This window comes from Streptomyces roseoverticillatus (genome assembly GCF_000719265.1).
Lineage (GTDB): Bacteria > Actinomycetota > Actinomycetes > Streptomycetales > Streptomycetaceae > Streptomyces > Streptomyces roseoverticillatus.
Window position 1 is genome coordinate 226,312 of record NZ_JOFL01000007.1, and the last position, 20,578, is coordinate 246,889.

Here is a 20,578-nt window from a genome sequence, read left to right on the forward strand (position 1 = left end):
CGGGCTCCCGTGTTCCCGGTCATACCGCCGCTCCCTCGACCGTGAGCGTCTCCGCCCGGCGGGCCGGGCCCTGCAGGCGGCACAGCATGTCCTTCGTCGTCGTGACGACCGCGCACCGCGCCGCCGCGTACTCCACGGCCAGCCGGTGGTACGCGGGCGAGAAGTCGGCGACGGCGTCCGCGACCAGGAACGGGCGGATGTCATTCGTGAACGCGTCGACGGCGCTCATCAGCACGCCCACGTGCGCGTACACCCCGCAGACGATCAGCTGATCGCGGCCGTTGGCGCGCATCCGCCCCAGCAGGTCGGAGCGGAAGAAGGCGCTGTAGCGCCACTTGGTGAAGACCCAGTCCCCCGGCACCGGGGCGAGCGGCTCGACGACGCGCCGGTCGGCGGGGTCGACCCGCATGCCCGGCCCCCAGAAGTCCTTGAGCAGGCCGCGCTGTTCGTCGCTCATGCCGCCCGGCTGGGCCGTGTAGGCCACGGGGATGCCGAGCGCCGCCGCGGCGCGGCGCAGCAGCGCCGCGTTGGCGACGAGCTCGTCGCGCAGACCCTGCGGCAGCGGCCCGAGGAAGTAGCGCTGCATGTCGTGGACGAGCAGCACGGCGCGGGCCGGGTCGGCGTCCCAGCGGGCGGTGTTCTCCGGCAGGTCGCCCGCCGCCGGCATCGGGTAGGGCTCTATCCGGGGGATTCCAGCAGTGGCTGTGGTGCCTGCGGTGCCTGTCATCGTGATCAGCCCTCCCAGGCGGAGACTACGGAGATGGCCTGCTGCGGGTTGAGGCGCGGGTCGCAGAAGCTCGTGTACTTGTCGCCCACGTGCGCGAGCCCCGCCTCGTTGCGGACGCACTCGGTGACGTTCTCGGGCGTCGTCTCCAGGTGCAGGCCGCCCGCGATGCCGCCGGCCGTCCGCACCGAGCACTGGAAGCCGTGGACCTCGCGGACCACCGTGTCCAGCAGCCGCGTCTTCAGGCCGTCCGGCGCGGTGACGGTGTTCCCGTGCATCGGGTCGCTGAGCCAGATCACGGGGTGCCCGGCGTCGCGGACCGCCGCCACGAGCGGAGGCAGCTTCTCGGACACCACGTCCGCGCCCATGCGGGCGATCAGCGTGAGCCGGCCGTGCTCCCGGTCCGGGTCGAGGAGCTCGCACAGGGCGAGGAGTTCGTCCGTCGTCGTCTTCGGGCCGACCTTACACGCGACCGGGTTCGCCACCGCCGCGAGCAGCGCCACGTGCGCGCCGTCCGCCTGCCGCGTGCGCTCGCCGATCCACGGCCAGTGCGTGGACGTCAGCAAGGGGCGGCCGTCCTCGCCGGTACGGACCAGGGGCAGTTCGTAGTCGAGCAGGAGCGCCTCGTGGCTCGTCCACACGGGCGGGCAGACGCCCGAGCGGCGGGACGGGTCCAGCCAGCCGAGGTGGGTCATGGCCTCGCCGGCGGCGAGGTAGCCGGACAGCATCCGCTGCGGGTCGGGGCGGCGGCGCTCCGGGTGCGGCTCCGGGTTGTTCACCATGTGTCCCCGGTAGACGGGCAGTTCAGGGCCGCCCGCGACGCACTCCGTGGCGCTGGAGCGGGGCTTCGCGAACTGGCCCGCCATGCGGCCCGCCCGGACCACGGGCTTGTGGGCGACCATCTTCATCACACCGGCCAGCACGTCCAGCAGGCCGGCCTTGCGGGCCACGTAGCCCGAGGTGCACTCCGCGGGGTCCTCCGCGCAGTCACCCGCCTGAACCACCTGGGCCGCGCCGCGCGCCACCTCGGCGAGGTGGTGGCGCAGCGTCCGCACGTCGTCGGCGCGGACGAGCGCCGGGCGGCGGGAGAGCTCCTCACGGACCCGGCTCACCTGGGGGGCGTCGCCCCAGTCCGGCTGCTGGAGGGCGGGCTTGTGCTGGACGTCGAGCAGAGCGTCGGTCATGGGTTTCTCCAAAAACGCTTAAGTGACTGCTCTTGAGAACAAAGCAAGCAAGGTGGTGCGGCGGTTTTCCAGGGAGCGGCTCCCTTCCGGCCCGGGCTGGGGGGTGGCGAAGGCCGGGCAGTGGGGTACGGGTGCTGGGTGCTGGGTTGGGGGGTGAAGTGTGCGGGTGGGGGGTGGGAGTGGTTCGGGTGCAGGCGGCGCTGCGGGTTGTGGTGCGTTCTCCTGCGCGCGACTCGATCGTCCGGCGCGGTCCCCGTTCCGCCAACGCCCCTTCCCTCACTCCGTCAGATGGATCACGGCTCCGTCACATGGCTGTCAAGTCCCCGTTCTTGCCAAGTTGACGGAGTACGAGCGGGCTGTTCTGCCCCGCGCTCCTTCCGATTTACTGTCGTGCCCTCTGCCCTAGGTGTTTCCGCGGACCGTCCGGAGAGGGGGCGACCCTGTCATGGGAGAGCGCACGGTGACATCAGGAGGCGAGGTCCTGCGGGAACTGCTCGCCGAAGGCGTCTCCCCCTGGCTCGACGGCCTCCGCCGGTCGCTCCTCACCTCCGGCACGCTGACCCGGCTCGTCGCCGCCGGCCGCGTACGGGGGGCCACGGCCGATCCCGGGGCGCTCGCCGCCGAGATCGCCGGAGACACGCCCTACGCCCAGCAGTTGTCCCATCTCGCCTGCCGGTCCGTCCCCTTGACGACCGCCGTGCAGGCACTGTGCGCGTACGACCTGCGGACCGCGTGCGACGAACTGCGGCCGGTTTTCACCGCAACGCAAGGGCTCGACGGGCACGTCTCCATGAACCCGGTCGTCTACCCCGGCGGATGTGCCGGCGCCCTCGCCGACTCCGCGGTCGCCCTGCACCGGGCCGCCTGCCGGCCCAACGCCCTGGTGAAGCTCCCCGCCACGGACGAAGGGCTCGCCGCGGCCGGCGAATGCCTCGCCCGGGGCATCGGCGTGCACGTCACCGGGATCTTCTCCGTCCAGCGTTACGAGCACGTCGTGGAGGTGTGGTTCGCGGGGCTGGAGCGGGCCCGGGACGCCGGCCTGGACCTGTCCGTCATCCCCTCGGTCGCCGGCCTGCCCGTCGCCCGCCTCGACACCGAGGTCGACGAGCGGTTGCGCGGGGCGGGGGTCTCCCCCGAGCTGCGCGGCACGGCCGCCCTTGCCGTCGCCCGGCTCGTGTACCAGCGGTACGAGGAAGGGCTCGGGAGCGCGCGGTGGCGGGTTCTGGCCTCGGCCGGGGCCCGGCCGCAGCGGCTCATGTGGGTCGTCGGCTCCGGTGTCCCGTATGTCGAATCGCTGGTTGCCTGGGGCACCGTCAGCGCCATGTCCTCGGGCACGCTGGAGGCTGTCGTGAAGCAGGGGCGGTTGCGGGGCGACACCCTGACCGGGCAGGACGGGGCGGCCCGGGCGGCGGTGGCGCGGCTGGAGCGGTGCGGCGTGTCTTTCGGTGAGGTCGCGAAGAAACTGGAGGCGGACGGCATCACGCACGAGGTCTCCTCCTGGCGGGCGTTGCGAGGCGCGGTGGCGGAGCGGTTGCGCTGACGGTGCGGTGGGGGTGCGGGGCCGGTGCCTCCGGGGCAGGGGTCCGGGACCGTATATTTACGGGCCCGCACCCGGCGCCGTTCCGGCGCTCTCTTCCGCATCGGGCCCGCAAATACACGTCAGCGTCCCGGACCCCTGCCCCTGCGGCCCCGGCCCCTCCCGTTTCGTCGTCCGCCGGCCGCCGGAGGGTGGTCCATCCCCTACGGCCGGCAGGCGGTCTGATGCGGTCCGGGAGCTCCCGTCCGTCTTCCGCCACCGGCCGCCGGCAGGCGGTCCCCTCAGATGCCCACCGCGTCCCTCGACGGCCTGCGGTCCGGGAACTCCTTGCCCGTCAGGGTGGTGAGTGGTGCCGCCTTCACCGCTGTTTCCTCGTACTCCTCCTCCGGGTCGGAGAGGGCGATGATCGCGCCGCCCACCCCGTAGCGGACCCGGTCCGGCGTGACGACTGCCGTGCGGATCACTACGCTCAAGTCCGCCGCTCCTGTGAGGGAGAAGTAGCCGATCGCTCCCGAGTACACGCCTCGCGGGCCTTCTTCGAGGGCGTCGATGATCTGCATCGTGCGGATCTTGGGCGCTCCCGTCATCGAACCCGGCGGGAAGGCCGCCCTCACGCAGCCGACCGCGGAATGCTCCTCGCGCAGTGTCGCCCGCACCGTGCTGACCAGCTGGTGGGCCTTCGCGTAGCTCTCCACACGGAAGACGTCCTTCGCCTCCACCGAGCCGATCTGTGCGCAGCGGCCCAGGTCGTTGCGGACCAGGTCCACGATCATCAGGTTCTCCGCGCGGTCCTTCTCGTCGGTCGCGAGGTCTTCGGCGAGCCGGGCGTCTTCCCGGGGCGTCGCGCCGCGTGGGCGCGTGCCCTTGATCGGGCGCGATTCCGCCCGGCCCTCGCGGTCGATGCGCAGGAACCGTTCGGGCGAGGTGCTGAGCACCGACAGCCCGCCGAAGGAGAGCAGGGCGCCGAAGGGGGCGGGGCTGGTGCGGCGCAGGTAGCGGTAGCCGTCCCAGGGGTCCAGCGTGCCCGCGGTCTCGGCCATGTTGGTCAGGCAGATCTCGTACGACTCGCCCGCCGCGATCTGTTCCTGGCACGTGTCGATCAGCCGGAGGTACGCGTCGCGGCCGTGGCGCAGGTGCAGGGCGCCGGGGGTGCCGGGGCGGCGGGCCGGAAAGGGGCGCAGCCCGGTGAGTGCGGCGAGCCTGCGGGCGGTGGTGTCGAGCCAGGTGCGGGCCGCGGACTCGTTGCCGTCCTCGGCGAGGGCGAGGAGGTGGGTGGTGCCGGTGGCGTGGTCGAGGACGACGGCCCGGTCGGCGAAGACCATGGTGGCGTCGGGCTCGTCGGACCGGTGGCCCGGTTCGCCGCCGCACTCGGCCTTCAGGCCGTAGCCGAGGTAGCCCACCCAGCCGAGCGCGAAGTCGAAGGGGAGGGGCGGCACTTCGGTGCGGGTCGCCCGCAGGTCCCGGTCGAGCCAGTCGAGGAACTGTCCTGTGACGACCTCGGTGGGGCGGCGCGAGCGGACCGTCACCGTGCTGCTGTGGACGTCGGCGGTGGCGGTGCGGGCGAGCGGGCCGGAGGCGTCCCCCATGATGGAGAACCTGCCCGTCCGCTCGTCCCGGCTGCTGCTGTCCAGCCAGTACGGGTGCGGGCCCCTGCGGAACAGGCGGTCGAACACCACCTCGTCGTCCCAGCTCGTCGGCAGGGCTGCTGTCAGGATCCGCAGGCTGCGGGACGGTTCTTGCTGCTTCTTCCGGGGCGGCGCGGGCGTCTTGGGCGCGGGGATCACCTTCCTGTGGCGTTCGCTCAGCCTTCGGAAGTTGTCCAGAATGCGGTGCCCGTGCTCGCTTCCGATCGACTCCGGGTGGAACTGCACGCCCCACAGCGGGCGCTCACGGTGCCGCAGCCCCATCACGATGCCGTCGGGCGTCCGTGCCGTCACCTCCAGGGCGGCGGGCAGCCTGCGGGCGGCCAGCGAGTGGTAGCGCACGGCCGGGAAAGGGGACGGAAGCCCCTCGAACAGGCCGCTGCCCTCGTGGACGACGGGCGAGACCCGGCCGTGGTACGGCTCCGGGGCCCGGCCGACTTCGCCCCCGTACAGCAGGGCGATGCCCTGGTGGCCCAGGCAGACGCCGAGCGTCGGCAGCCCGCCGCTGCGCAGGATTTCCGTGCAGATACCGAAGTCCGCCGCCCGTTCCGGGGATCCCGGGCCGGGCGATATGACGACGTTGTCGAATTCGGCGAGGTGTTTTTTCCGCCAGGTCCGGTCGTCGTTGGTGACGACTTCCGGTTCGCGGCCGTTGACCTCGGCCAGGTAGTGGAACAGGTTGTAGGTGAAGGAGTCGTAGTTGTCGACTAATAACGTACGCACGTTTCCCCCGTTTCGGCGTTATCGGACGACTTCCGGGCGGCGGACGGAATCCGCCGCCGGCGTCACTTCCATCAGCATGTGCTCGACCTCGTGCGGGCCTTCCCGTACGACGGTGCGACGGACCACGTCCAGCCGGCGGCCGCACGCGTCGGCGATCCGGTGCAGGGCGGGCACGTCCCCCCTGGCGCTGAAGTGCAGCAGGACCCTGCCGCCCGGGGCGAGCCGGTCCGCCGCCTGCTGGAGGAAGCGGCGGTGCGCGGCATAGCCGGGGTCGACATATGCCCTCTCGTGCATGGTCCTGGGCCGGTAGTCCGGCGGCGCGAGCACGAAATTCGAGTGCCAGAAAACCGTGTCGAACCCCTCCTGTCCGGTGAGGCTTTCGAAGAGGTCGCTGTGCAGGCCGGACACCCTGTCCGGCACTCCGTGCCGGGCCGCGTTCATCTCGGTGTTCAGCACCGCGGCGGGATTGATGTCGGTCGCGAGGACCCGGGTGCAGCCCGCCAGGGCGGCCGCCACCGCCACGACGCCGGTGCCGCACCCGACCTCCAGGAGCGATCCCTTGCGGAGGACGGCGGATTCCGTGGCCCTTTCCGTCAGGTCCAGGAAGTCCAGGGTGATTTCCGTCGCCGGCGAGTAAATCGGAGCAAACACCTCCGGTAACAGATCCCACTCCCGGCCGCACATCGTGAAAACGTCCGGCCGGTCCTCCCGCACGAGCGCCCGGCGGCTGCGCTCCAGAGAGAGCCTGTAGTCCCGTACCCCCGTCATACCGATCCCCCTGAATCAGCGACAACTCCCCGACCCGGGCCGGGTGTTCATCAACCTTCACCTATAGGGACGCTAAAGAGGAAGGTGATCCAGTAACACACCCGCGAGTTTCGGCGGTGGTCCGGACACCACCGCGCGGGGCCCGCCGCCCGCCACCGGCCCCGCTTGATCGGCGGCGGTTGACGCGCCACTGCCGGTGTGCATAGCTTCCCCGCATACCGTGCCGCGGCTCTATCCGTGCGGCAGAGCGCACCGGACCCGGGGGGCATCGTGTCGCAAGGCATGTCCGAGGACGGCATATTCGCCGTGCTGGAGCTATTGGCCGCCGGGGCGCCGGCCCAGGAATACGAAGCCCTCGCCGAAGAGATCCGCGCTTCCGGTGCGAGCGCCGCGGTCCTCGCCCGGCTCGACCGGGCGGTCCAGCTCGGTCTGACCATACGGACCTGGGCGGAGCGTCAGCAACAGCGGGAGGCCGGGCTGTCCGCCCTCGTCGACACCGCGCGCGACCTGGCCACCCCGCACGACCTCGACACGCTGCTGAAGGTCATCCTGCGGCGCGCCCGGCTGCTGCTCGCCGTCGACATGTCGTACATCGGAATGTACGACGAGGGGGAACGGTACGTCACCATCCGCGCCTCCGACGGCCACACGACCGCGTTCAACGTGGGGCTGCGGCTGCCCGGCGGCAGCGGGCTGGGCTCCGCCGTCATGTCCAACCCCTCCCCCTTCTGGACGCCTGACTATCTCGCCGACGAGCGCATCCAGCACAGCGGCGACATCGACTACGTGGTGAAGGCCGAGGGACTGCAGGCCGTCCTCGCCGTCCCGCTGAACCGCGGGGCGCGCCCCTTCGGCACCCTGTACGTCGCCGAGCGCAAGGTCCGGCACTTCACCACGGACGAGATCGCGCTGCTCAGCTCGCTGGGCGACCTCGCGGGCGTGGCCATAGAGAAGGCCGAGCTGCTGGACCGGACCACCGCCCTGGTGGCCGAGCTGGAACAGCACTCCACGCGGGTCGAGGCGGGGCTGCGCAGCGCGCAGGAGCTCAGCGACGCCCAGCACCGGCTGATCCAGCTGGTGCTGGCCGACTGCGACCTGGACGCCCTGGCCCGGGCGTCGGCCGCCGAGCTGGGCGCCGCCGCCGTCCAGGTGTGTGCCGCCAACGGCACCATCCTCTGCGCCTCCGGGCACGTGCGGGACGAGGGCGCGGACCCCGAGTCGCTGCTCGTGCCCGCCGCCATGGACGCCCACGCCGCGCGCGAGCCCGTCGCCCTCGACGACGGGCTGTGGGCCGTGCCGATCTCCGCGGGCACCGGCAGCAACCTCGGCACCCTGCTGCTGCGCCCCGACCGCCCCGGCTCCGTGCAGGACGAGCGCCTGCTGCGGCTGGTCGCGCAGGTCATGGCCGTACAGCTGCTGGTGGAGAGCAGCCGCACGGCGATCGCGGAGGGGCAGGTCCGCGACGACTTCCTCGCCGACCTGCTGGCGAGCCCGCAGCGCCCGCCCCACCAGCTGGAGACGCACGCGCGGCGGCTCGGCATCGACCTGAGCAAGCCGCACGTCGTGGTCGTCGCGCGCCCCGAGGGCGACGCCCGCGGCAAGATGGCGATCTGGGCGTCGTCGTACGCGCACCGGCTCAGCGGGCTCAAGAGCATGCACAACGGCTGCGCGGTGCTGCTGCTGCCCGGCACGGACGCGGGCGGCGCGGGCCGCGCCGTCTCCGCGGAGCTGTCCCCGCTCCTCGGCCACCCGGTGACGGTGAGCTCGGCCGGCCCGGTCGCGGGGCCGGCCTCCGTCCACCACGCCTTCCAGGAGGCGCTGCGCTGCCTGGACGCGATGACCTCGCTCGGGGTGATCGGCCGGTCGGCGTCGGTGCGCGAGCTGGGCTTCCTCGGGGTGCTGCTCTCCGACAACCACGACGTCGAGGGGTTCGTCGACTCGGCCATCGGGCCGGTCATCGACTACGACCAGCAGCGGTTCACGGACCTGACGCGCACGCTGGAGACGTACTTCGAGGCGGGCGGCAGCCCGACGAACGCGGCCAAGAAGCTTCATGTGCACCCCAATACGGTGGCCCGGCGCCTGGAGCGGATCAGCGAGCTGCTGGGGCCGCAGTGGCAGCAGCCCGAGCGCGCCCTGGAGGTGCAGCTGGCCCTGCGGGTCTTCCGGGTGCGGCACAGCCTGCGGCTGGGCGAGCGGGCCGCGCCCGCCGAGGGCGGCGGCCCCCCGGAGGCTCAGGAGACGTAGCCGAGCCGCAGGCTCTCCTCCGGGCGGCCGGTCAGCGCGGCCACGGCGTGGGCGGCGGAGGCGAGCGTGACGTGCCGGTGCCAGCCGCTGAACGAGCGGCCCGCGAAGTCGCGGATGCCGACCTCGTCGGAGATCTCCGTGAAGTCCCGGTCGACGCGGTCCAGGAGTTTGCCCAGCCGGACGAGGGCGGCGGGCGGGACGTTGACCATGTCCGTCAGCCACAGCTCGGACGGCCAGCGCCGGCCGTTCTCCCCCACGCCCAGCAGGAGTAACTCCCGGCGCCGCGCGGGCCCCGGCACGGCCGCCGAGCGCAGCGCCGGCAGCCCCACGCGCACCGCCGCGGTCAGCGCGGTCCGGACCACCCGGGAGGGGCCGTGGTCGCGCCACATCACCGGGCGCCGCAGGTCGCGGGCCGCCCCGAGGATCTGGTGGGCCGGCAGCGCCTCCGCGCCGCGGCCCGGCACGGCCGGGCCGGAGACGGTGAGCCGCAGCGAGTGGCTGACGCGGGCCATGGCCGGCACGCCGCAGGCGCGCAGCCGCAGCAGGGCCGCGGGAGCGTCCATGTCGCGGGCGTCCAGCACCAGGGGGCGCAGCGGCAGCCCCCAGTCCCGCATCATCCCCGTGTACGCCTCGACGGTGCACTCCCCCAGGGTCTCCGGGCGGACCGAGTCGGGGATGGAGGCCTGGCCGCGCCGGAGCCCGTCCTGCAGCCAGGCGTCGGAGAGGTGCAGCCGCCAGTTGACGGGGGTGCTGCGCTCGGCGGAGGCGGCCCAGACGCCGACGGCCTCCTGAGCGTTGAGCACCTGGCCGACGGCGGGGCAGAAGCGCCGGTCGACGCCCACCGAGTTGTCGCCGGCCTTGGGGATGACCATCGGGCGCACGACCCACGCGTGCGGGGGCGAGACCCGGGCGAGGTAGTGGGCGAGCGCGCGGCGCACGGGGATCCAGTCCCAGGTGGAGCTGGAGATGAAGTGGTGCAGGCTCTGTTCGGCGGCCTGGCCGCCGATGAGCGCCGCGATGTTGCGGATGGACTTGCGGCCCTGGGTGCCCAGCAGGCCGCGCATGTAGGCCTCGCCCCGGCGTCGCTGGTCGCTGCGCGGCAGCGAGGCGAAGAGGGCGGCGCACAGCTCGGCCAGTACGTCGTCCTGGGGCTCGGGGCCCTGGGGCTCGGGGCGGGCCGGGGCGGGAACGGCGGGCCGTGCGGTCCGCGGGTAGAGAGCAACACCACTCATCGTCAATCCCCCATCTCGGCAGCTGGGTGGCTCTCTCCACGGTGCTGCCGCGCACCCCCCGGCGCCCAGGTGTCAAGGCCACCCGCGCGCCCCTCCTGATGGTGGCCTCACCACCACCCGGCGGTCCGTGAGGCGCCGGACGGCGCCCCGTAGAGCCCCCGGGGTGTGCCCGGACCACCACCCGGCGGCGGGCCGGGGGGCCACTCGGAGGACGGGGTCGAAGCCGCGCGGGGCGTTGCGGATACGGTGGTCCCATGCACCGGCGCGGACGGCCCCTCGGGGGAGGTTCCGCGCCGATACCGCGGGCAGCATTCGGCCACGCGGGCGCAGCAAACCGGGAAGGAACACGTGAGCAGGTTGTTGGTGCAGGTCAGCGCGGTAGTCCGGAGCGTGGGGTAAGCGTCGTGCACATTGTGATCATGGGCTGCGGGCGCGTGGGCTCGGCCCTCGCCCAGACCCTTGAGCAGCGGGGTCACACGGTGGCCGTGATCGACCAGGACCCGACGGCCTTCCGCCGCCTGGGCTCCGGGTTCGGCGGCCGCCGCGTCACCGGCGTCGGCTTCGACCAGGACACCCTGCGCGAGGCGGGCATCGAGGAGGCGGGCGCGTTCGCGGCCGTCAGCAGCGGCGACAACTCCAACATCATCGCGGCCCGGGTGGCCCGCGAGATGTTCGGCGTCGAGAACGTGGCCGCGCGGATCTACGACCCGCGGCGCGCCGAGGTCTACCAGCGGCTCGGCATCCCGACCGTGGCCACCGTCCGGTGGACGGCCGACCAGATGCTGCGGCGGCTGCTGCCCTCCGGCGCGGAGCCGCTGTGGCGCGACCCGAGCGGCGGCGTGCAGCTGGCCGAGGTGCCGGCTTCGGAGGCCTGGGTCGGCCACAAGATCAGCAAGCTCCAGGAGGAGACCGGCGTGCGGGTGGCGTTCCTCACCCGGCTGGGTGAGGCGATGCTGCCGACGTCCTCGACGGTGTTGCAGGAAGGCGATCTGGTGCACGTGATGATGCGCACCGACGAGGTCGAGAAGGTCGAGGCGTCGTTCGCGCACGGCCCCGAGGAGGCGCACTGATGAGGGTCGCCATTGCCGGTGCCGGTGCCGTCGGCCGCTCCATCGCGGGCGAGCTGCTGGAGAACGGCCACGAAGTGCTGCTCGTCGACAAGGCCCCGACCGCCATCTCGGTCGAGCGGGTGCCGCTCGCGGAGTGGCTGCTGGCCGACGCGTGCGAGATCACCTCGCTGGACGAAGCGGCGCTGCAGCGCTGCAACGTGGTCATCGCGGCCACGGGTGACGACAAGGTCAACCTGGTCGTCTCCCTGCTGGCCAAGACCGAGTACGGGGTGCCCCGGGTCGTGGCCCGGGTGAACAACCCCAAGAACGAGTGGCTGTTCAACGAGTCCTGGGGCGTCGACGTGGCCGTGTCCACGCCGCGCCTGATGTCGGCGCTGGTCGAGGAGGCCGTGAGCGTCGGCGACCTGGTGCGCCTCATGCGCTTCAGCCAGGGCGACGCCAACCTGGTCGAGCTGACGCTGCCGCCCGAGTCGGCGCTGGCCGGCACCCGGGTCGGCGACGTGGACTGGCCGGACGACACCTCGCTCGTCACGATCATCCGCGGCAACCGCGTCCTCACGCCCAGCGGCGAGGACGCGCTGGAGGCCGGCGACGAACTCCTGTTCGTAGCGGCACCGGCGCGCGAGGAGCAGCTGGAAGACCTGCTGTCGGCGACGCGGGGGGACGGCACCTCCGCCTGAGGTCCTCTCCCCGGACATACGTGAGCGCCGGCGGACCGGGTTGCCCGGTCCGCCGGCGCTCTCACGTATGCGGGAACGGCCGCGGCGGCCTCAGAGGCGCCGGGACGCGTCCGGGACGAGCTCGTCCTTCGCGCTCTCCGCGCCTTCGGCGCGCTCCGCGGCCTCCGCCGCTTCCGCCGCCTCCATCTCCGCGATCACGTCGATCGGCGGCGGCGCCTTGGCCAGGAAGATCCAGGTCAGGTAGACGGACAGCAGCATCGGCGGAATGCCGAGGGCCACCTTCACCCAGCCGAGCTCCGTGGCGTCGCCCCACCAGTACAGCGGGAAGAGGATCGCCGACTTGGCCAGCAGGATCAGGCCCCAGGCCCAGCTCGCCTTGGTGTAGGCCACCTTGCGGCCGGGGTTGCGGGTGCGCCAGGAGAGGTTCTCCTTGAACACCGGCCCCAGGATCAGCCCGAGCAGCGGATAGCCCGCCAGCGACGTGACGATGTACGCCACGGCCAGGCCAAGGGTGTAGAGCATGCCCGGCAGGTGGAAGTTCTTGGCGTCACCGGTCATCATCGCGAAGACCGCGCCGATGGCCACGCCGAAGACGCCGCTGAAGGCGTGCTTGACGGTGTCCTTGCGCAGCAGCCGGGCCACGCCCATCAGCAGCGAGAGGCCCAGTGCGGCGATGGCCGCGGTGTGGATGTCCCGCTTGGCGGTGAAGATCGCCACGAAGACCAGCCCCGGCACGGTCGTCTCGACCATGCCCCGCACCCCGCCGAAGGCCTCGAACAGGGCGGCCTTGGTGGCTGCCGACGCGTCGGCGTCACCGCCCGTCCCCTGCTGGTCAACGATCGGCTTGTCGAGAGACGTCACCCGCTACTCCTGTCCGAGCGGTCGGAGTTCGTACTTGGGATTGAACAGCACCCGGCGGCCGCGGCTCATCGAGATCCGGCCGGAGGCGATCAGCTTACGGCCGGGCTCTATGCCGACGATGGAACGACGGCCGAGCCACACGACGTCGAGCGCGGCCGAGCCGTCGAACAGCTCGGCCTCCAGAGCGGGAACACCGGCGCGCGGACGCAGAGTGACGGTCCGCAGCGTACCGGTGACCTTGACTATCTGGCGGTCGTCGCAGTCGCATATCCGCGTGCAGCCCGCGGCCTCCGTGTCCTGCTGCAGCTCCGCGTCGTGCAGCTCCTCCTGCGAGGTGGACAGCCGGTCGAGCATCCGGCGGAAACGGCCGGTCGGCTTCTCGGAACGGGGTACGGCACTCATGAACCCAGCGTACCGGCAGCCCTCCGGGCGGGTTCCTGACCCACGAGCGGGGCACCGTTTCGTCCTCAATGCCTTACATCTCGAACCGGTACCCCATCCCCGGCTCCGTAATGCCCCACCCCCCGGGGGCAACCCCCGGACCCCCGGCCGACGGCCCCGAACCGCTCATCACATCTCGAACCGGTACCCCATCCCCGGCTCCGTGATGCCCCACCTCCCGGGGGCAACCCCCGGACCCCCGGCCGACGGCCCCGAACCGCTCGTCACATCTCGAACCGGTACCCCATCCCCGGCTCCGTAATGAAGTGCTTCGGGTGTGAAGGGTCGCGCTCCAGCTTGCGCCGCAGCTGCGCCATGTACACCCGCAGGTAGTTCGTCTCCGTGCCGTACGAGGGGCCCCAGACCTCCTGGAGCAGCTGCTTCTGACTGACGAGACGCCCCGTATTGCGGACCAGGACCTCCAGCAGGTGCCACTCCGTCGGCGTCAGCCGGACGTCCCGCCCCTCGCGGTTGACCTTCTTCGCCGCGAGGTCGACGGTGAAGACCTCCGTCTCGACGATCGCGTCGTCCCCCGCGGCCGCGGGCCCCGTCGGCTCGGCGCGCCGCACCGCGGCCCGCAGCCGGGCCAGCAGCTCGTCCATGCCGAACGGCTTGGTGACGTAGTCGTCGGCGCCGGCGTCCAGCGCCTCGACCTTCTCGTCGGAGGTGTGGCGGGCGGAGAGGACCAGGATCGGGACCCGGGTCCAGCCCCGCAGCCCCTTGATCACCTCAACGCCGTCCATGTCGGGCAGGCCGAGGTCGAGGATGACCACGTCGGGGTGGCGGGCGGCGGCGAGCTGGAGCGCGGTCGCGCCGTCGGGCGCGGCGTCGACCTCGTACTTCCGCGCCTTGAGGTTGATCACGAGGGCGCGGACGATCTGCGGCTCGTCATCCACCACGAGCACCCGGTTCATCGGTAACCACCTCTGCTGGTCGTGCGGGCCGCTGCGCGGGGCCCGGGATCGGGGACTGCTGGTCTGTCGGTGCGCGGGGAACGTCTCACGAGGTGGCCTGCGCCGGAAGGTCCGCGCGGACGGGGGCGACCCCCGCGGCAGCCCGCAGGGTGAGCACCATCGTCATGCCGCCGCCGGGCGTGTCCTCGGCGGCGAGCGTGCCGCCCATGGCCTCGGCGAAGCCCCGGGCGACGGCCAGGCCGAGGCCCACGCCGGCCCCCCGCGGCGCGTCCCCGTAGCGCTGGAAGGGCTCGAAGATGCGGTCCTTGGCGCTGTCGGGGACGCCGGGGCCGCGGTCGGCCACCCGGACCTCCACCCGGTCGCCCAGGGCGCTGGCGGCCACGTGGACCGGCGTCCCGCCGGGGCTGTACTTGACGGCGTTCTCGACGACGTTGGCGACGCTGCGCTCCAGCAGGCCCGGGTCGACGGCGACCATCGGCAGCGACTCGGGGATGTCGAGGGTGACGCTCCCCTCGGGGACGCCGCCCAGGGCCATGGGCACGACCTCGTCCAGGTCGATCTCGCGGATCAGCGGGGTGACGGTGCCGGTCTGCAGCCGCGACATGTCGAGGAGGTTGCCCACGAGGTGGTCGAGGCGGTCCGCGCCGTCCTCGATGCTCGCCAGCAGCTCGGCCTCGTCCTCCTCGGACCAGGCGACGTCGTCCGAGCGCAGGGACGTCACCGCGGCCTTGATCGCGGCGAGCGGGGTGCGCAGGTCGTGGCTGACGGCGGCGAGCAGGGCCACGCGGATGCGGTTGCCCTCGTCCAGGCGGCGGGCCCGCTCGGCCTCGCCGACCAGCCGCTGCCGGTCCAGGACGACCGCGGCCTGCGCGGCGAAGGCGGCGAGCACGCGGCGGTCCTCGGCGGGCAGGACGCGGCCGGAGAGGGCGAGCGCCATGTTGTCGCCTACGGGCATGTCGACGTCGGCGTCCTCGGGCCGCAGCAGGGGCTTGCCCGAGCTCGTCACGACGCTGGCCGCGCAGGTCCACGGGTCGACCTCGCTGGCGCGCTCCAGCAGGGCCACGGACTCCATGGCGAAGGTCTCCCGGACCCGCTCCAGCAGCGCGTCCAGGCTGGTGTCGCCGCGCAGGACGCTGCCGGCCAGGAAGGACAGGATCTCGGACTCGGCCCGCAGCCGGGCCGCCTGGTGGGTGCGGCGCGCGGCCAGGTCCACCACGGACGCCACGGAGACCGCGACGAAGACGAAGATCGTGATGGCGACGATGTTCTTGGGGTCGGTGATCGTCCACCGGTGGAGGGGCTCGACGAAGTAGTAGTTCAGCAGCAGCGAGCCGAAGGCCGCGGAGGCGAGGGCGGGCAGCAGGCCGCCGAGCAGGGCCGCGGCCACCGTCATGCACAGGAACATCAGCATGTCGTTGGCGAGGCCGAGGTCCGGGCCGATGTGCGTCAGCAGCAGGCTGAGCAGGGCGGGGCCGCCCAGGCCCACGAGCCAGCCCGCCGCGATGCGGCCGCGCCCCAGGCGGGCGCCGCGCGAGACGGGCAGGCCGCGGCCCTTGGCGGCCTCCTCGTGCGTGACGATGTGCACGTCGAGGTCCGGCCCGGAGTCACGGGCCACGGTCTGGCCCACGCCGGGACCGAAGACGTACTGCCAGGTCTTGCGGCGGCTGGAGCCGAGCACGATCTGCGTGGCGTTGACTCCGCGGGCGAACTCCAGCAGCGAGGCGGGCACGTCGTCCCCGATCACGTGGTGGAAGGTGCCGCCGAGGTCCTCGACCAGAGTGCGCTGGACGGCCAGCTCCTTCGGCGACGCCGAGGTGAGCCCGTCGCTGCGGGCGATGTAGACGGCGAGGATCTCGCTGCCGGAGCCCTTGGCGGCCATGCGCGCCGCGCGGCGGATCAGCGTGCGGCCCTCGGGGCCGCCGGTGAGGCCCACGACGATGCGCTCGCGGGCGTGCCAGATGGTGGAGACGCTGTGCTCGGTGCGGTACTGGCGCAGGTATTCGTCGACGCGGTCGGCCGTCCACAGCAGCGCGAGCTCGCGCAGCGCGGTCAGGTTGCCGGGCCGGAAGTAGTTGGACAGCGCCGCGTCGACCTTGTCGGGCTTGTAGATGTTCCCGTGCGCCATGCGGCGGCGCAGCGCCTGCGGCGACATGTCGACCAGCTCTATCTGGTCGGCGCGGCGCACCACCTCGTCGGGCACGGTCTCCTGCTGCCGGACGCCGGTGATGGACTCGACGACGTCGCCGAGCGACTCCAGGTGCTGGATGTTGACCGTGGAGACGACGTCGACGCCCGCCTGGAGCAGCTCCTCGACGTCCTGCCAGCGCTTGGTGTTGCGCGAGCCGGGCACGTTGGTGTGGGCGAGCTCGTCGACGAGGACGACGGCCGGGCGGCGGGCGAGGACGGCGTCGATGTCCATCTCGGTGAAGGCCGTCCCGCGGTAGGCGATCTCCCTGCGGGGCACCTCCTCCAGGCCGTGCAGCATCACCTCGGTGCGCGGCCGGTTGTGGTGCTCGACGAAGCCGACCACGGCGTCCGTGCCGCGCTCCACGCGGCGGTGGGCCTCGGAGAGCATCGCGTACGTCTTGCCGACGCCCGGTGCCGCGCCGAGGTAGATCCGAAGCTTGCCGCGTCCCATGGCCCCTATTGTCTTTCACGCCACGCGGTGGTGTCCGGCCGGTCCGTGACGGCCGGCAGTGCCGATGTGCCCCGCACTGCCGCGTACGGCCGACCTTACGGCCAAACTTTCGGACATATGGGGCGCGCGGGGGTGCGGGCCGCGGTATTGACGCAGCTCTGACGCCGTATGCCGTGTCCTTCGCGGGCTCCGTACGGCTCCGCCGGGCTCCGTACGGCCCCGGGCCGGGAGGCGGGCCGTGCCGGGCGGCATGATGGCGGCATGACCGACATCCGCACGGCTCACACCTCCGACCTGACCGGCACGGAACGCGCCGCGGTCCGCGCCCTCGTGGACGACGCGTTCGAAGGGGACTTCTCCGACGACGACTGGGACCACACCGTGGGCGGCATGCACGCCCTCGCCTATGAGGGCGGCGAACTCATAGGCCACGGCTCGCTCGTGCAGCGGCGGCTCCTGCACGGCGGGCGCGCGCTGCGGGCCGGCTACGTGGAGGGGGTCGCCGTCCACGCGGACCGGCGCCGGCGGGGCGTGGCCTCGGCCGTGATGGACGCGCTGGAGCGGATCCTGCGGGACGGGGCGTACGAGGTGGGTGCGCTGTGCGCGGCGGACGAGGCGGTGCCGCTGTACGCGGGCCGCGGCTGGCAGCTGTGGCGCGGCCCGTCTTCGGTGCTCTCACCGGCGGGCCTCCAGCGCACGGAGGAGGAGGACGGCTGCATCTACGTCCTCCCGCTCGCCGCGGAACTGGACCTGGACAGCGCGTTGGCGTGCGACTGGCGTCCGGGGGACGTGTGGTAACCCCCACGTCCCCCACCGAAAGCCACATCGCCGGCCCGGCACCCCTCTCCCCGCCGCGGCGGAAAGCAGGGGCGGGGGCCCGCACCCCTAGCCACCGGCCGGGGCCCTTCCCTCCGCCGCAACGGTGATCAACCACATGACCGCAGCCCGGCGGCGCCGGACCGGCCCCAGGCCGTAGGGCACCGCCGGACACGCCCGTAGGGGCTGATCACCGCCGCGGCGGAAGGGGCGTCACCGGGCCGGCGGCTCGCCCCCAGGACGCCGGACCGCCGGCTGCGCCGGGCGCGGGGCCCCGGGGCGTGGTCGCCCCGGAAGTCAGCGCGGCCGATGCATCAGCGAGGGCGCGGAACCGGGCGGCGGCCCAAGAGGTCCGCCAGGCCCTGGCGGGTGGCGGCGACGAGGACGCGGTCCTGACCCCGCAGCACATAGTCGCCGGGAAGGTCCCGCAGGAGGACGGTCTGCCGCCCGGACGCGTCCGGAAGGACCACGGTCAGCCCGAGCACCCGCCAGGCGCCCGGCGCAAACGCGTCGGCCGCGGCGCGCCCCTCCAGGCCGGCGTGGCCGACGACCTCGACGGCCGCGATGAGGACGACGCTCCGTTCCACGGGCACCGCGCCCAGGATCTGACGCCCCGCCATCGCGCTGGCGAAGGCCGGGGCGACGAGGAACGACACGCTGCGGCTGCGGGTCCACGCCCGGGGGTACGTGTCGCGCAGGGTGCGGTAGACGGCCTTGGCGAAGCGGTCGTCGTAGAGCCGCATGACCACGCGGACGTCGGGCTTGACGGCCCGCGCGTACAGGGCGGCCTCCAGGTTGGTGATGTCGCTGCTGGTCAGCGCCATGAGCGTGCCGCTCTGGCCGATCTTGGCGCTCTCCAGCACGCCTTCCTCGGTGACGTCACCGATGATCGTGGGCACGCGCAGCGCGCGGGCGAGCGCGACGCCGCGGGCCTGCGGGTCGCGCTCGACGCAGACGACGGGGATGCCGAGCTCGCGGAGCCGGGCCAGCACGCGGGCGCCGATCTTGCCGAGTCCGAGCAGCACCACGTGGCCGGAGAGGCCGCGCCGCGGACGCCGCAGAGCGGAGGCGGAGCGGAAGGTTCCGAGCCCTTCCAGCGCGGCGGCCACGAGCAGGGGGAGCAGGAGCAGGCCGGTGAAGCCGGACAGGAGCTGGAGGATCTGCCGGCCGTGGCCCTCACGGATCGCGGGCTCGTTGATCGCGAAGAGGTCGAGGAGCGAGAGGTAGACGGCGTGCGTCGGGTTGTTGCTGCTGACGCTCCAGGACGCGACGGCCAGCCCGCACACGGCGGCGGTCAGCAGCGCGAGGGCCCAGCGCAGGCGCAGGGAGAAGAACGAGCCGAGGGGCAGGCCGCGGACGGTGGGCCGGGCGGGCGGCCCGGACGGCACGTCGAAGGGGACGGCTTCCAGGACGACCCGGGAGCGCCCCTCCGCGCCGGGCGGCGGCACGGCGCCGGGCAGCAGCAGGGGCCCGTCGGCCTCGGGCCCGTAGGCGCCGGCGGGCCGCTGGGCCGGGGAGAGGAGGGCGACGGTGCACAGCTCCTGCGGCCGTGCGGCGGCTTCCGCCGCGGGCGGCCGCTCGGCGGCTCTCAGCAGTCTGCCGCCGACGTCGAAGACCCTGCTGTGCCCGGAGACGGCGGCGGTGACGAGGACGGGGGCGGCGGTGTCCGCGTCGGACAGGACGGTGGTGGTGGCGTCGGTGACGGGCTCGGCGTCCGACGTGGCGGCGGCCAGCAGGGCGGCCTGGTCGAGGACTTCCTCCAGGTGCTGGCCGAGCCGCCGGTTGTAGAGGCGGATGACGAGCCGGACGCGCGGGTTGAGACGGCGGGCGAGGAGGGCCGCCTGGACGTTGGTCTCGTCGTCGTCGTAGACGAGGGCGAGGGCCGTGGCCCGGGCCACCTGCGCCTCGGTGAAGGCGTCCTCGTCGGGCTCGGTCGCCTCGATGACGCGGACGAGACCGCCGCCGGCCGGAGCGGTGCCGTTGCGGTCGGGGGCGCCGGCGCGGCCGACGACTCCGGTGACGCGCCCGAAGAGGGCCGCGGCGCGGCCGACCATGGGCGCGGGGCGCCGCCTGGCCTCGCGCGCCGGGGGCAGGACGACGGTGACGCGCTCGCCGTACACGCCGGAGAGCTCGGCGGCGAGCCGGTGCACGAGCCCGTCGTCACCGCACACCACCATGTGCGGTGCGGCTGGCGTGACTTGGGGCTGCTGGTTCAGTGTGGCCACATTGTCAGGGTGCCCTGCACCGGTCGAACATTCACCGGAATTGCCACGGACATGCAGGACATTCGGTACGGCGGAGTCGGAGCGCGGGCCACCGCACACCGGAAGCCGCCCCTCCCCCCGCCGGCCGGCACCTCCGGCGCACAGCAGCCCGGCCCCCTCCTGACGAGGAGCCGGGCTGCGGCTTCAGGCTTTCACGCCCGCCGTACGGGCGTCACCGCTTCCCGCCGGCCCCGGCGAGTTCCCGCAGCGCGATGTTGAGCTTCAGGACGTTGACGCGCTCCTCGCCCATGAAGCCGAGGATGCGGCCGTCCGCATGGTCCTCGACCAGCTTCTCGACCTTGCCGGCCGGCAGGCCGTTGGCCTCGGCGACGCGCTTGGCCTGCAGGCGTGCGTAGGCCGGCGAGATGTCCGGGTCGAGGCCCGAGGCGGAGGCCGTCAGCGCGTCCACCGGCACGGCCGACGGGTCGGCGTGGTTGAACGCGGCGACGTCCGCCCGCCGCTGCTTGACGGAGTCCAGCAGGGTCTTGCTGTCGGCGGCGAGGTTCGAGGCGCCGGAGACGATCAGCTGGTACTTGGTGTTCTCGGCGTTCGGGCCGGCGGCCGAGGGGCGCGGCTGGAAGAACTTCGGGTCCGGCAGCGGGTTGCCGTCCTTGTCCTTCGCCTCGAGGGTGTAGCTCTGGCCGAGCCGCTCGGAGCCCGCGGACTTGCCGCCGGCCTTGACCTCGGAGCCGTTGGCCTTGTCGTGGAAGGCCGCCTGGGCGATGCCGGTGACGACCAGCGGGTAGATCACCCCGCAGACCACCGTGAGGACGAGCAGGGCGCGGAGCCCCGCGCCGACCAGGCGGGCCGTGCTGCGTACGGAGTTGTTCATGGTG

The 20,578-nt window shown here is 73.1% G+C and carries 16 protein-coding genes; 5 read left to right on the plus strand and 11 right to left on the minus strand.

Going from position 1 to position 20,578, the window contains the following annotated elements; genetic code table 11:
• Positions 1-19 precede the first annotated feature (19 nt).
• On the minus strand, positions 20-727 hold the full coding sequence (locus IF61_RS0110805; protein WP_078660119.1) for an isochorismatase family protein: 708 nt from the start codon (positions 725-727) through the stop codon (positions 20-22).
• A 5-nt stretch (positions 728-732) separates the two neighbouring features.
• The gene (locus IF61_RS0110810) at positions 733-1,908 is read right to left on the minus strand and encodes a 3-deoxy-7-phosphoheptulonate synthase (RefSeq protein ID WP_030366086.1); all 1,176 of its coding nucleotides are present in this window, start codon (positions 1,906-1,908) and stop codon (positions 733-735) included.
• Positions 1,909-2,353: 445 nt separating this feature from the next.
• On the opposite strand from IF61_RS0110810, the gene IF61_RS0110815 reads away from it, so the two are divergent.
• Positions 2,354-3,448 carry a transaldolase family protein gene (locus tag IF61_RS0110815; protein WP_030366087.1) on the plus strand — a complete coding sequence of 365 codons (1,095 nt, stop codon included), beginning with the start codon at positions 2,354-2,356 and terminating at the stop codon, positions 3,446-3,448.
• Between the two features lie 278 nt (positions 3,449-3,726).
• On the opposite strand, the gene pabB is transcribed toward IF61_RS0110815, so the two are convergent.
• On the minus strand, positions 3,727-5,811 hold the full coding sequence (gene pabB / locus IF61_RS0110820; protein WP_030366088.1) for an aminodeoxychorismate synthase component I: 2,085 nt from the start codon (positions 5,809-5,811) through the stop codon (positions 3,727-3,729).
• An 18-nt stretch (positions 5,812-5,829) separates the two neighbouring features.
• Positions 5,830-6,462 (minus strand): 50S ribosomal protein L11 methyltransferase, encoded by a 633-nt coding sequence (locus tag IF61_RS0110825; RefSeq protein WP_245684477.1) that lies wholly within the window; start codon positions 6,460-6,462, stop codon positions 5,830-5,832.
• A gap of 399 nt (positions 6,463-6,861) precedes the next feature.
• Here IF61_RS0110825 and IF61_RS0110830 point away from each other — a divergent pair, with 399 nt between their 5' ends.
• A complete protein-coding gene (locus IF61_RS0110830) occupies positions 6,862-8,826 on the plus strand; it encodes a helix-turn-helix domain-containing protein (protein WP_043188602.1) in 1,965 nt (654 codons plus the stop codon).
• On the opposite strand, the gene IF61_RS0110835 is transcribed toward IF61_RS0110830, so the two are convergent.
• The gene (locus IF61_RS0110835) at positions 8,814-10,058 is read right to left on the minus strand and encodes an IS701 family transposase (protein WP_052392610.1); all 1,245 of its coding nucleotides are present in this window, start codon (positions 10,056-10,058) and stop codon (positions 8,814-8,816) included. The genes IF61_RS0110830 and IF61_RS0110835 overlap by 13 nt on opposite strands.
• Before the next feature lie 404 nt (positions 10,059-10,462).
• Here IF61_RS0110835 and IF61_RS0110840 point away from each other — a divergent pair, with 404 nt between their 5' ends.
• Together IF61_RS0110840 and IF61_RS0110845 are read left to right on the plus strand one after the other, a co-directional pair.
• Positions 10,463-11,128, plus strand: coding sequence for a potassium channel family protein (locus IF61_RS0110840; protein ID WP_030366092.1), 666 nt, complete (start codon positions 10,463-10,465; stop codon positions 11,126-11,128).
• Complete coding sequence (locus tag IF61_RS0110845; protein WP_030366093.1) at positions 11,128-11,808, plus strand: potassium channel family protein; 681 nt, start codon at positions 11,128-11,130, stop codon at positions 11,806-11,808. The genes IF61_RS0110840 and IF61_RS0110845 overlap by 1 nt, the downstream gene beginning before the upstream one ends.
• 90 nt (positions 11,809-11,898) lie before the next feature.
• On the opposite strand, the gene IF61_RS0110850 is transcribed toward IF61_RS0110845, so the two are convergent.
• The 4 genes from IF61_RS0110850 to IF61_RS0110875 form a co-directional block, all read right to left on the minus strand.
• The gene (locus IF61_RS0110850; protein ID WP_030366094.1) at positions 11,899-12,669 is read right to left on the minus strand and encodes a DUF3159 domain-containing protein; all 771 of its coding nucleotides are present in this window, start codon (positions 12,667-12,669) and stop codon (positions 11,899-11,901) included.
• Positions 12,670-12,672: 3 nt separating this feature from the next.
• Positions 12,673-13,071 carry an OB-fold nucleic acid binding domain-containing protein gene (locus tag IF61_RS0110855; RefSeq protein ID WP_078660120.1) on the minus strand — a complete coding sequence of 133 codons (399 nt, stop codon included), beginning with the start codon at positions 13,069-13,071 and terminating at the stop codon, positions 12,673-12,675.
• Between the two features lie 263 nt (positions 13,072-13,334).
• Complete coding sequence (locus IF61_RS0110870; protein WP_030366096.1) at positions 13,335-14,024, minus strand: response regulator; 690 nt, start codon at positions 14,022-14,024, stop codon at positions 13,335-13,337.
• A gap of 85 nt (positions 14,025-14,109) precedes the next feature.
• Positions 14,110-16,662, minus strand: coding sequence for a sensor histidine kinase (locus IF61_RS0110875; protein ID WP_030366097.1), 2,553 nt, complete (start codon positions 16,660-16,662; stop codon positions 14,110-14,112).
• Positions 16,663-16,923: 261 nt separating this feature from the next.
• Between IF61_RS0110875 and IF61_RS0110880 the strand changes: the two genes are divergently transcribed.
• Entirely contained in the window at positions 16,924-17,460 is a 537-nt protein-coding gene (locus tag IF61_RS0110880) for a GNAT family N-acetyltransferase (protein ID WP_030366098.1), read from the plus strand.
• A 332-nt stretch (positions 17,461-17,792) separates the two neighbouring features.
• Here the strand turns inward: IF61_RS0110880 and IF61_RS0110885 are convergent, their stop codons facing one another.
• Together IF61_RS0110885 and kdpC are read right to left on the minus strand one after the other, a co-directional pair.
• Positions 17,793-19,655, minus strand: coding sequence for an NAD(P)-binding protein (locus IF61_RS0110885; RefSeq protein WP_052392611.1), 1,863 nt, complete (start codon positions 19,653-19,655; stop codon positions 17,793-17,795).
• 259 nt (positions 19,656-19,914) lie between these two features.
• Positions 19,915-20,574, minus strand: a complete 660-nt coding sequence (gene kdpC, locus IF61_RS0110890; RefSeq protein WP_030366100.1) for a potassium-transporting ATPase subunit KdpC — start codon at positions 20,572-20,574, stop codon at positions 19,915-19,917.
• Positions 20,575-20,578: the final 4 nt, after the last annotated feature.